This window comes from Frankia nepalensis, from assembly GCF_016786325.1.
Taxonomy (GTDB): domain Bacteria; phylum Actinomycetota; class Actinomycetes; order Frankiales; family Frankiaceae; genus Pseudofrankia; species Pseudofrankia nepalensis.
In genome coordinates this window covers 1-11643 of record NZ_JADWYU010000041.1, presented here as the reverse complement: position 1 = coordinate 11643, position 11643 = coordinate 1, and the positions used below count along the sequence as shown (strand labels likewise).

Below are 11643 nucleotides of genomic sequence, written 5' to 3'. Positions count from 1 at the left end.
CCGGGCGGAGCGGGCAGCCGCTCCGCCCGGCGCGACGGCTCAGTCCTCGACCGACGTGTTGCCGAGGACCTTGTACTCGGACGGCTGACCCTTGTCGTCCAGGGTCGTCACCAGGCCGCCGCGGACGCACGAGGCCGGAGACTCGGGGTGCGCCTTGCCGTTGCAGCGGAACTTCAGGCCGCCGGCGCCGGGCAGCTCCGTCTCCTTCATGCCCTTGATGGCCGCCGTGATGGACTGCGGGGTGATGTCACCGGTGAGCCCGGTGAGGGCCGCGTGGAAGCCGGAGGCAATGGTGAACATCACCATGCCGTCCTGGTTGCTCAGGTCGATGTCCTTGCCGTAGGTGTCGACGACCTCCTTGTACAGCGCCGCCGAGGGGTTGTCCGTCCCGATCGGGGCGAAGGCGCTGACGACGATGCCCTCCAGCACGTCACCGGACACCGCCTTGCGGGTCGCGTCCGAGAAGCACTGGGAGATGGCGCTGATGGTGCCGGTGAAGCCCACGGCCTTGAGGCCGTTCATCGCGCTGATGCAGAACGTGTCGTTGCCGATGATGAATACCTGGTCGGAGCCGTTCGACTTGACCTGCTGCATCTGCGGGGTCATGTCGGCGGTGCCGGGGGCGACCCGCAGGAGTTCGTAGCCGATGCCGGCCTTGTCGAACAGCGGGGGCGCGATGTCCTGTGCGGAGTGCAGGGCGGCGGGAACGTCGATCACAATGGATGTGACCTTCTTGTTGCCCTCGTCCTGGGCGACCTGGATAGGCATGTCGATGACGCCGAAGGTTGGGTCACCGAGAATGAACGTCGCCGGGTCGGTGAGCATGTCGGGATCGCTCGTGCCGAAGATCATGACGGGGATATCGGCGTCGCCCAGCGGCTTCCAGGCGTCCGGGCCGACGCCCGACGTGCCGATGAGGACGGCGGGCACGTCCTCCTCGATCATCTTGTTCCCGCAGTCGGCGGCCTTGGCCGGGTCGTTGTCGGTCTCGCAGATCGTGAACTCGATGGGCCGCCCGGCGATCCCGCCGCGGTGCTCGTTGAGCCACTTGGCGGTCGCCTCGGCCACCCGGTTCTGGATGGTCAGGTTCGCGACGACGCTCTGACCGTCGGTGATCAGGCCGATCTTGATGGGTTCGCCGCTCGCCTTGTCGACCGCGCCGAGGAGGCTCTGGGCGGTCGCGGAACCGGTCGCCGTGGGCGTGGTCCCGCCCCCGTCGGAGTCGTCCGAACAGGCCGTGACGAAGGCGAGGCTCGCCGCGAGGGTGGCGGTCGCGGCCAGCCGTAAGCCGGTGGAGCGCGAGGACGTGGATTCGGGTCTGCGGCGCGCTCGCCGGCCGGCCAGCGCTCGGAGGTGTGGCATGTGTCCCCCTTGTTGTCGGACGACGGGAAGACACGACGGAGTGCTTGCCCGCTGGTTCCCTCGTGGGCGTGGCACTCGGTCACCCGCTCGCCCGGTCGGCACGGAACGTCCGTGGCCGATCCTGGCGGCGGCTGGTCGTGACTGTGCCGCAAGTGAATACTCACGTGTGACCTGCGTCAACAGATCGCTAATGTCTGATTTTCCGGGACGAGTGTCTCGGCCATGGGACGGACGCGGCCGGCGCCGCGCCGTGAGGTGTCGGTCGCGGAGCCGGCGGATACGCCGGCGGCTCCTCAGCGACCGCGACGGTCGGTAAGCGAGCGGCCGGGCTGGGCGCGAGCGACGAAACGGCCGTCGAGGCGGGCGACCCGGATCGGGTGGCCGAAACAGGCGCTTACCCGCTCCGTGGTCAGCACCTCGTCGATGGCGCCTGAGGCGACGACCTCGCCGTCGCGCAGCAGGACGGCGTGCGTGGAGCTGGCCGGGATCTCCTCCAGGTGATGGGTCACCAGGACGCTCGCCAGGTCCGGATGCTCGGCCCGCAGCTCGTCGAGGCCGGTCAGAAGCTGCTCGCGGGCGGCCACGTCCAGGCCGGTCGTCGGCTCGTCGAGCAGCAGCAGCCGGGGACGGGGCATCAGCGCCCGGGCGATCAGCGCCCGGCCGCGCTCGCCCTGGGACAGGTCCGGCCACCGCGCGTCCCGGATGGCGCCGATCCCGAGGACGTCGAGCAGCTCGTCGGCGTCGCGCTCCTGCTCGGTGGTCGGGGTCCAACGGGGGACCAGGTCGATCGTGCTGGTCACGCCCGTCAGGACCACCTCGCGCACGGTCAGCGGTGACTGCAGCGGGTGACGCGGGTTGACGTGCCCGATGGCGGCGCGCAGCGCGCGGACGTCGACCCTGCCGAGCTGGCGGCCCAGCACCCGCACCGTGCCGCGCGTCGGGTGCGTGACCGCGCCGAGCAGCCCGAGCAGCGTGCTCTTGCCGGCACCGTTCGGCCCCAGCAGGGTCCAGTGCTCGCCGGCCCGCACGGTCAGGTCCACCCCGCGCAGCAGGTCCCGCCCGCCCCGGACCAGGTCCACCCGGTCGGCCCGCAGCACCTCCACGGCCGGCGAGTCCGTCGTGTCCGGCATCCCTCGGCTCTCTTCTCCCCAGTGCTCCCCGTCCCGCGACCCTATCCAGGGGTGGGGTGGGGGCCCTCGGCCATGGACGGCTCCGGATGACCGGCACCGACCGGTCGGGGACCGGCGGTCGGACGCGGCCCACCAGGGACGACAGGGCCGGGCGCGGCACCGGCCCTGTCGTCCCCGGTGGGCCACCCGCGGGCTACGGGACCGCATCGGTCAGGATCAGTACCGACGAAGCGGTGCCGGGCGGGACGGTGCCGATGCCGGCGTCGGCGTGCGGAGGGCGGCCAGTGCGGCACGAGGGGAAGACCGAGGCGCGGCTTGGGCGGATCCGCGGCTCGGAGCCGCCCCGGCGGCACAACGCGCGGACCATCGCGGCCCTGACCAGCAACCCGGGGTGCGCGCGACGGGCGGTGCTGGACGCGGCCGGGGTCGACAAGGAGCGGCTCGCGGCCCGGGTGGGCTTCCCAGCGGCCTTCGGACAGTCCCAGTTCGCGATCGTGCGCGGCAACGCGTTCGAGAAGCAGGTCAAGGCGGACGGCTGCGCCGAGCTGCTGCGCCTGCTGCGGGAGCTCCTCGGCCTCGATCTCGAGCAGGCCACGTACCGCGACCTCGGCGCCGGCGAGACCGGGGACAGCCTGCACCCGCGGCACGCCGCGGCCCGCGCCCAGCTGGCCGGCGCCGCCGAGGGCGCGCGGCCAACGGTGTTCGACCACCCGCTGCTGCGGCTCGACATCGCGGGCCAGGAGGTCTATCTCGAGCCGGACCTGGTCGCGTTCCAGCACGGCGGGGCGTTCCACGTCGTGGAGATCAAGTCGTTCCCCGTGATCGACGGCCAGGCGGACGGCGAGAAGGTCGCGGCGGCGGCGATCCAGTCCGCCGTCTACGTCCTGGCGCTGCGCCGCCTGCTGGGACGGGCCGACGCCGTCTCGCACGAGGTCGTGCTCGTCTGCCCGAAGGACTTCTCCAACGTCCCCGTCGCGACGACGATCGACGTGCGCCGGCAGTTGCTGGTGCTGGAGCACCAGCTGGCCCGGCTGACCCGGATCGACACGCTGCTCGACGCGCTGCCGGACGACCTGACCCTCGACCTGGCCGAGAACGGCGCCGGCGGGCCCGTGGTGACGGCCGAGGCGCTCACCGGCGCCCTCGGCCGGGTCGCCGCCCGGTACGCGCCCGGCTGCCTGTCGACCTGCGAGCTGGCGTTCTTCTGCCGGCGGGAGGCGGCGGGGCGCACCGCGACGCTCGGCGCCGGCGTGCGCGAGGAGCTCGGTGGAGTGGAGACCATCGACGAGGCCCTCGGCCTCGCGCACGGGACGCTGGCTCCCGACGAGGAACGGGCCGAGGCGGCGGCGATGCTGCGGACCGCGGCCCGGGTGTACGCCGAGGGCCTCCAGGCCGCGTCCGCGGCTGTCCCGCCGGCCCCGGTGGCCTTGACGGCGGATGGGGAACCGGCCGCCCCGCCGGGGGCCGGAGCAGGGCCGTGAGCGCGGTCGAGGCCTACGCCCGGCTGCTGGCGGCGCGGGCGGGGGCCGCCCAGCCGGTCGCGTCGGTACGCCACGTCCACCTGTCCGAGCGGCCGCTGGTGCTGGTGCCGTTGACGATGGCTGGCGAGGCGAACGCGCCGCTGGCGGCGCTGGTCGGCACGGACGAGCGGGCGCCCGCCCTGCTCGTCGTCGGGCAGCCGCGGGACCGGGCGCTGCGGTTCGCGTTCGCCAGTGAGCTGGCCGGGATCCTGCTCGCCCACGTCGAGCGGTGCGCCGCCGCGGGCACCGAGCCGGTGAAGCCGCCGAAGGCGGCGGCGAGGCAGCAGCCGGCGACCGCACCCGCCGGCCGTGGCGCCGGCCGGGCGGGCGCCGCCGCCGGCGGCCTCGGCGGCGCGCCGGCCGGTGCTGACGCCGCCGGGACCGGCGAACAGGGGACGGACGGGCCGGGCGCGGACTGGGAGGCCGAGGCCGCTCCCGAGCCGGCCGAGCCCGTGCGGTTCCTCGACGCGCCGCAGGTGCTGGTGCCCAACCGGGCCGGGATCGACTTCGTCCGGCTGTTCGGCCGCTCGACGCGGTTCCGGGCGACCACCGGGGAGCACGCCGTCCCGGCGGCGGTGCCGGTGCTGGGCCGGTGGCTCACCTATCTCGCCGGGCGCGCCGAGCACCCCGGGTCGGCCTCGCTGGTGGCGATGACGGAGGCGCTCACCCTGCACTGGGCGACCGGGCAGAGCGCGCTGGAGGACGCGAACCTGGCGGCGCTGATGGCCTGGATCGACCCACCGGCTGGCCTTTCCGGGCCCGAGGCGGCCCTGCTGGCCGAGGACCCGGTCCGCTGGCCGCCGGCCGGGCCGGCCACTGACCCCCAGTTCGACAACCGGGTGCTCGCGCCGGCCATCCGGGCCTACGACGCGGCGGCCGCCGGACAGGCCGGCTCCGGTGGCGGCGACGAGCGGCTGGGCGAGGCGCTGGCCGAGATCCAACGGGTCGCGCGGACCCAGCTCGAGCCGACCTGGCGGCTGATGTGGCGGGCCGTCGACCGGCTGCGCGCGCTGCCGGCCGCCGCGTCCGCGCCGCGGCGCTGGGAGCGAGACCGGGCGCGGTTCACCGCGTATTACAGCTACCTGCGTGACTCCGACGGCGGCCTGCCGCAGGCCCGCCGCGACGGCGCGGTCGCCGCCGCCCGACGGCTTGGCGCGCTGGAACGGGAGCTCGCCGAATACGAGGCCGACCGGGCCTTCGACGACCCGCTGGTGCTCGCGGGTCACCGGGTGACCGGCGAGGCGTTCGTCGGCACCGTCGTCGGGGCCGACCGGGAACGGCGCCGGCCCAACGAGCGCGGCAGCCTCGTCACCCGGCCGCTCGTCCAGCTGCGCACGGTCGACCCGGCGCGGCTCGCGACCGGTACCAGGGTCCGCTCGCCGGCACGGCCTGGGCAGACCGGCGTCACCCTGGCGGTCGAGCCGGCGGATGACGGGTTTCTGGTCGTGCTGGAGCTCAGCGGCGGAATGGGCAGGTCCAAGGTGCCGCCGCCCGGGTCGGTGCCGAAAGTGGGCGAGACGCTCGCTTACACCAGCCTGCTGGTCGAGGGGGCGTTCTCAGCCGGGCTACCGGCGCCGGAGGACACCCCGTGGACGCACGGCGGCCCGCCGAGCCCGTACGAGCCGGCCGAGCAGGACGCGCGGGAGCTGTGGGAGTAGGCCTCCCGGCAGGGCCGCGGCCCGGCGGCGATGCTTTCAGGGACGGCGGTGCTCGCGGGGACGGCAGTGCTCGTCGGGGCAGTGGCACTCGCGGGGGCGGCGGTGCTCGCGGGGACGGCGGTGCTCGCGGGGACGATGACGTGGAAGGTGTCGGGTGAGCGTGACGGGCGCGGGTGCGCGGGTCACGGGCGCGGGCGGCCGGCTGGAGAGTCCCGCCGCCGCGGCCGAGCGAGTGATCACGGCGATCCTGGCGGACTTCCGGTCGGGGCGGCATCGAGGCGTCGTCGTCGACTCGCCGCCTGGGGCGGGCAAGTCGACGCTGGTGGTGCGGGCGGCGACCGGCCTCGCCGTCGACGGCGAGCGGCTGATGATCGTCGCCCAGACGAACGAGCAGGTCGACGACCTGGTCGAGAAGCTGGCCGTGGCTCTGGCCGACCAGGCGCCGGACCTGCGGGTCGGCCGGCTCGGCCGAGCCGGCTACGTCCCGCCACCGCGCCTCGACGGGCTGCCGAACGTCGTGGTCGGTAGCGACCTGAAGTCCCTGGCCGATCCGGACATCACCGTGGCCACGGCGGCGAAGTGGGCCTACGTGCGGGACTCCGCCTGGCGGTGGGCGATCGTCGACGAGGCCTACCAGATGCGCTCGGACGCGTTGCTGGCGATCGCCAGGCTGTTCGAGCAGGCACTGTTCGTCGGTGACCCGGGCCAGCTCGACCCGTTCTCGACCGTCGAGAACGACCGGTGGCGCGGGCTTACCTGGGACCCGATGCAGAGCGCCGTGGCGGTGCTGCTGCGCAGCAACCACGACCTGCCGGTGCACAACCTGCCAGTGTCGTGGCGGCTGCCGCGCAGCGCCGAACGGGTGGTCGCCGACGCGTTCTACCCGTTCACGGGTTTCCGGACCGGCAACGACGACGGTGACCGGCGGCTCACGTTCACCGGCCGCGGCTCGGCCGGTGACCTCGCCGGGGGTGTTCCGGCCGGGGGTGTCCCAGCCAGGGGAGCGGGCGCCGGCGCGGTGGACGACGTGCTGGACGTGGCGGCGGCGACCGGCTGGGGGCTGCTGGAGCTGCCCCCCCGGTACACGCTGCGCACGGACGCCGAGGCGGTTCGCGCGGTCGCCGACGTCACCCGCCGGCTGCTCGCCCGCGGCGCCGTCGCGTCCGCGCTCGACCGTCGCGACGAGCACCCGGTCACGGCGGGCCAGGTCGCCGTCGGCGCGGCGCACCGCGACCAGGTCGCGGCGATCCGCGCCGCCCTCGGCGAACTGGCCGGCGACGTCGTCGTGGACACCGCCAACCGGCTGCAGGGGCGGGAGTACGACGTGACGGTCGTGCTGCACCCGCTGTCCGGCCGGCGTGACGCGACCGCGTTCCACCTGGAGGCCGGCCGGCTGTGCGTGCTGGCGTCCCGGCATCGGCAGGCCTGCGTCGTCGTCGCGCGGGCCGGCATCCGCGAGCTGCTCGACACGCACCCGTCCCATGAGCCGGTCCACCTGCGGGAGCCGGTCAGGTTCCCCGACGGCTGGGCCGCCAACCAGACCGTGCTCGCCCAGCTGGAACGTCACGCGGTCCGGCTGTGACCACGTCGCGAGGTCTCCCGGGCCTGAAGTCCGTCGCGTCTGAAGTCCGCCGCCTTGACGTCCGCTGTCGGCGGCGGGGTCCGGGCATGTCCCGGCACCGGCGCGGTGGGCCGGGTGGTCAGGCCGCGGGTCCGCAGGCCACGGGCGGAGGAAAGACGACCGGCCGGAGGACGAGCGGTCCCTGTTCAGCCGGGAGCGGCGTCGGGACCGAGGAGGCGGGCGTGACCGGCGCGGGCCGCACGGGCGCCGGCTCGGCGCAGGTGCGGTAGGCCGGGGTGGCGTAGCCGGCGCAGGCGGCCCAGGTCACCAGGCAGCCGGCCACGAAGACCAGCAGCCAGAGTACGCGCAGGCCCGCGTCGCCTTCGTCCGTCGCGTGCGGGTCGGTCATCTCGTCTCCTCGAGAACGTGGCTGGCGATTATCGCGGGGGCGTGGACGCTCCGGACGTCACCCGAGCGCGGGCAGCGCAAGATCAGGCCGTGACGGTGGCGACGGCGCTTTACTTCCTCGTGAGGGGAGGAATTCGTCCCGGGAACGGCCGCGAGGCCAGGGATTTCAGGGATTCCAGTGACTGACGCGACCGAGCGGCGGCCCGTCGATGGTTGTCGAATCTTTGGTTTCGACGCGAGGCCCGCCCGCTCGGCATTCGTTCACCGTGTGCGCATCGCGGGCAGCGGCGCCGAGGCGACGATAGCCCGTCCGATGGAGTCCGGCAAACGGCCCCGTAGCGGGGCATAACGGAATCGGGGGACGAGACGGTCGAGGAACGGACCGCGGCTCGGGACGCGCGCGTGGGGTTGTCCGACACGCGGCGTCCGGCGGGGCACCGCCTCTCGGGCGGTACCGCCCGCCCCGGGCGCCCGGGGCGGGCGACTCCCAGTTCGACGGGTCGGCATGGCGGCGAACTGGTGGGCAGGCGAGCTGGTGGGCATGGCGGCGGGTGGCGGAGCTGGTCGACGTGTCCCGTCGGTCGCTCTCGGCGGACCCTCGGGGCGGAGGCGCCCAAGGCTCCTGGACGGTGCGCGTCCGTTCGACGACCGAGTGTGGCTGGTGGTGGGCGGGCTCGCGACTGGCGGATCCAGGACTTGGTCGTCGGCGCGCGATCGGGCACGATGGCCGACATGACAGGGGCGGCTGGCGGCGAGCGGGGCGTATTACGGGTTCGTAGCGCGCTGTTCGTGGACTTCGAGAACATCCACCTGGGGCTTCAACGCCTGGACGCGGTTGCCGCGAACCGTTTCGCGGTCAACCCGCAGGGCTGGCTCGGCTGGCTGGAGAAGCTCGCCTACCCCGCGCTGGGGACCAACGATTTTCGCCGGGATCTGCTTATCCGGTACTGCTACCTCAATCCGGTAAGTTCAGCGCGCTACCGCGCGTATTTCACCAGAGCGGGCTTCCACGTCGTCGATTGCCCGCCGCTGACCGCCGCCGGCAAGAACTCGGCTGATATTCACATCGTCATCGATGTCCTCGATATCCTCGGCCATCCGACGCGGTTCGACGAGGTCATCCTCTTGTCAGCCGACGCCGACTACACCCCCGTCATGCTGCGGTTACGGGCGCACGACCGCCGCACGGTCATCATCACCAGCGGACCGTCGGCCAGGGCCTTTCGGGCCGCCTGCGATCACGTCGTCGGCGAGGACACCTTCATCGACGACGCGCTGTCCTGGGAGCCGCGTCAGCCGGCCGGGAACGGAAACGGCGCGCCGGGCGGGATCGGGGCCACCCTCACCGGCCCCGGCCCCGTGAGCCCCATGCCCGTGCCCCCCACGTCGGCGCACTCCACGCCTGAGACCCTCACGCCTGAGAGCTCCGCGGCCGAGGCTTCCGCGCCGGAGAACCCCGCGGCACCAGGCGCCCTCGCGGCGGCGGCCGCGGGGCCGTACCCGGCCTCGGATGGCTCCCAGGCCCAGCCGACAGGCCTTCAGCCCGCCTCCGCCGAGTTACCCACACCCCCGCCCGCCGCGTCGCCGGCAGGGGCGGGGCCCCCGGTGGCCCAGGCCGCGCCGGCCTCCCAGGCGCTGCCGGCGGGGCCGGGCGAGTACCTGCTGCGCCGCGCCATCGCGGCGCAGGTCCGCGCCCAGGTCGCGGCCTCCGACCGGCCGATCACCCTCGCCTCGGTCGCCCAGCTGGTGCGCGCCCACCTCGGGCCCGAGACGACCGACGGCTGGGCGGGCACCGGTTCGTTCAAGAAACTGCTCAGCCTCGTCGACCTGCCCGGCCTGGTGATCACCGCGGCCCCCGAGTACATCTACGACCCGCGTCGGCACACCGCGCCGCCCAGCGGCCCGCCCGCCGGCGCCGTCCCGGCCGGCCCGCTCGCCGAGCTGGTCACCCGGATCTCGGCCGTCACCGACATACCTCGGCTGACGTCACGGGAGTTCCGCGCGCTGTTCGAGGAGCTCGCCGCCGAGGTCGGCGCGCGCGGCTTCAACCGGACCGGCACGTCGCGCGAGGTCCGGGACCGCTGCGTCGAGCGCGGGGAGCACATCGGTCGTGGCGCGGTGAACTTCGTCCTCAACGGCCTGCTCTATGCCGGCCGCCCGCCGCGGCCCGGCGACGACGCCGACACCCTTGCCCGCGCGTTCGCCGACAACGCGGTCGTGCTCTGCCAGAACGCCCGGATGGAGCTGTCCGCGGACGAGATCGCCCACCTGCGTGCCTGGATCGTCGGCGTGCCGCCGGTGCCCAAGGCGGCCGCGGCGGGCACCGAGGGCGCCGGGTCCAGTCCCGACCTGGTCGGCCAGGCCTGCGGCTGAGGCCGGCCGCCGCCGGCGGGCGACGCGGCCGAGCCACGGGCCACCCCCTCCCGGTTCACCAGGCGGGCGCCGCCTGGCCGGACCATCCGGGCGGGGTCTGGTCCGCGCGGGACCTGGTCCGCGCTGTGCGCCGTGACGATAGTCGTCCACTGTTCTGGGCTGTCGGCAATCCGATATCCCCTGGTTGACGTCCCTGGCCGGGCCGGTGGGCAGGCGGCGGCGGTTGGGCGCCGACGCCGCCCGGGCACCGCCGCGGCGAGGGTCGCGCTCGCGGCGGGCCGCCCGGCGCTCTCTCGGCCCAGGCGACACGGCAGCCTGTCAAGGAGGGCTGCACCAGGCGTGTCGGAGCGCCTCCGCGATGGGACGGTTCGCGTCCTCACCCCGGCGGTAATGTGACCACGAACGAGGCGAGCCGGGCGGGACGGCACGGCGCCAGCGTCACGGCGTCGGAGTCATCGCGCCGGAGGACGGGCACCGGCGCGCCGCGGTGGCGGTGACAGCGGCGGGTCGAGACAGCATCGGAGAGCGGTCGGCGTGCAGGACATCGCGTTGCCGGTGCGGCTGGGGCCGACGACGCTGACGGCGCGCATCGGCGGCGGCGGGATGGGCGTCGTCTACTACGGCCTGCTCGGGCAGACGCCCGTCGCGGTCAAGGTGATCCGCGGTGAGCTCGCCGACGCGCCCGAGTTCCGTGCCCGCTTCCGCCGCGAGATCGAGCTGATGCGCAGGGTGCGTGGCCTGTGTACCGCCCGTGTCTACGCCGCCGACCCGGACTGGTACCCGCCCTACCTCGCCACCGAGTACCTCGCCGGCCCCACGCTGGCCGACTGGATCCTGCGTAATGGCCCGGTGACGGGTCCGTCGCTGCGGACGCTGGCCGTCGGTCTCGCCGAGGCGCTGCTCGCCATGCACCGGGCCGGCGTGGTGCACCGCGACCTGAAGCCCGGCAACGTGCTGCTCACCCAGGCCGGGCCCAAGGTGGTGGACTTCGGGATCGCGCACGCCACAGACGTCACCGTGCTCACCCGGGTGGGCACCCCGGTCGGCACCCCGGGCTACATGAGCCCGGAACAGCTCAACGGCATCGACGTCGTCGGGACACCGGCCGACGTGTTCGCCTGGGGCTGCAGCGTCGCCTACGCGGCGACCGGGCGGACCCCGTTCGGCGCCGGCCCGACCGACGCGGTGCTGTTCCGGGTGCGCCACGACCCCCCGAACCTGGCCGGCATCCCCGATGACCTGGCCGGCCTGGTCGACGAGACGCTGCGCAAGGACCCTGCGGCCCGGCCGGACGCGGCCACGCTGCTGAGCCGGCTGCTGCGGCTCGTGGGGGGGCCGGACTGGGCCGTCGAGGCCGGTGGCGCCGCCACGGGCGACGGCGCGCGGGCTCTCGCCGCCCAGGGTTCCTCCGGTTCGCCGGTGGACGGCTCGGCGCGGGTGGGCGCCTCGCCCGCCCCGGAGGCCGACGGGGTGCTGGCGCGCGGCGTGGCGCTCGTTCTCGAGCGACAGTGGCCGATCCGCGCCTATCTGCCGCCACCGCCCACGGCCGTGGCCGCCGCGCCGCCCGCGGGCCCTCCCGCCCCTCCGGCGCCTGGCCCGATGGCCGCGCCTCCAGCGCCCGGCCCGATGGC

At 74.6% G+C, this 11643-nt stretch carries 8 protein-coding genes; 5 read left to right on the top strand and 3 right to left on the bottom strand.

The window, feature by feature from the left end; all coding sequences use genetic code 11:
* Window positions 1-39: 39 nt before the first annotated feature.
* Complete coding sequence (locus I6A81_RS01960; protein ID WP_203001974.1) at window positions 40-1362, bottom strand: ABC transporter substrate-binding protein; 1323 nt, start codon at window positions 1360-1362, stop codon at window positions 40-42.
* A gap of 293 nt (window positions 1363-1655) precedes the next feature.
* Window positions 1656-2492, bottom strand: a complete 837-nt coding sequence (locus tag I6A81_RS01955; protein ID WP_203001973.1) for an ABC transporter ATP-binding protein — start codon at window positions 2490-2492, stop codon at window positions 1656-1658.
* A gap of 284 nt (window positions 2493-2776) precedes the next feature.
* On the opposite strand from I6A81_RS01955, the gene I6A81_RS01950 reads away from it, so the two are divergent.
* The 3 genes from I6A81_RS01950 to I6A81_RS01940 all read left to right on the top strand — a co-directional run bounded on the left by I6A81_RS01950 (window position 2777) and on the right by I6A81_RS01940 (window position 7252).
* On the top strand, window positions 2777-3973 hold the full coding sequence (locus I6A81_RS01950; protein WP_307874405.1) for a hypothetical protein: 1197 nt from the start codon (window positions 2777-2779) through the stop codon (window positions 3971-3973).
* Window positions 3970-5670 carry a hypothetical protein gene (locus I6A81_RS01945; protein ID WP_203007368.1) on the top strand — a complete coding sequence of 567 codons (1701 nt, stop codon included), beginning with the start codon at window positions 3970-3972 and terminating at the stop codon, window positions 5668-5670. Before I6A81_RS01950 ends, I6A81_RS01945 begins: the two co-directional genes overlap by 4 nt.
* 154 nt (window positions 5671-5824) lie before the next feature.
* A complete protein-coding gene (locus I6A81_RS01940) occupies window positions 5825-7252 on the top strand; it encodes an AAA family ATPase (RefSeq protein WP_203007367.1) in 1428 nt (475 codons plus the stop codon).
* 118 nt (window positions 7253-7370) lie between these two features.
* Here the strand turns inward: I6A81_RS01940 and I6A81_RS01935 are convergent, their stop codons facing one another.
* On the bottom strand, window positions 7371-7640 hold the full coding sequence (locus tag I6A81_RS01935; RefSeq protein WP_203007366.1) for a hypothetical protein: 270 nt from the start codon (window positions 7638-7640) through the stop codon (window positions 7371-7373).
* Window positions 7641-8371: 731 nt separating this feature from the next.
* Between I6A81_RS01935 and I6A81_RS01930 the strand changes: the two genes are divergently transcribed.
* Complete coding sequence (locus tag I6A81_RS01930; protein WP_203007365.1) at window positions 8372-10012, top strand: NYN domain-containing protein; 1641 nt, start codon at window positions 8372-8374, stop codon at window positions 10010-10012.
* Between the two features lie 534 nt (window positions 10013-10546).
* A partial coding sequence (locus tag I6A81_RS01925; RefSeq protein ID WP_307874404.1) for a serine/threonine-protein kinase occupies window positions 10547-11643 on the top strand: 1097 nt, incomplete at its 3' end.

Excerpts from the sequence above, each read along its gene's own strand:
- I6A81_RS01960 (WP_203001974.1), bottom strand. The coding sequence starts at position 1,362 with ATGCCACACCTCCGAGCGCTGGCCGGCCGGCGAGCGCGCCGCAGACCC.
- I6A81_RS01955 (WP_203001973.1), bottom strand. The coding sequence starts at position 2,492 with ATGCCGGACACGACGGACTCGCCGGCCGTGGAGGTGCTGCGGGCCGAC.
- I6A81_RS01935 (WP_203007366.1), bottom strand. The coding sequence starts at position 7,640 with ATGACCGACCCGCACGCGACGGACGAAGGCGACGCGGGCCTGCGCGTA.
- I6A81_RS01930 (WP_203007365.1), top strand. The coding sequence starts at position 8,372 with ATGACAGGGGCGGCTGGCGGCGAGCGGGGCGTATTACGGGTTCGTAGC.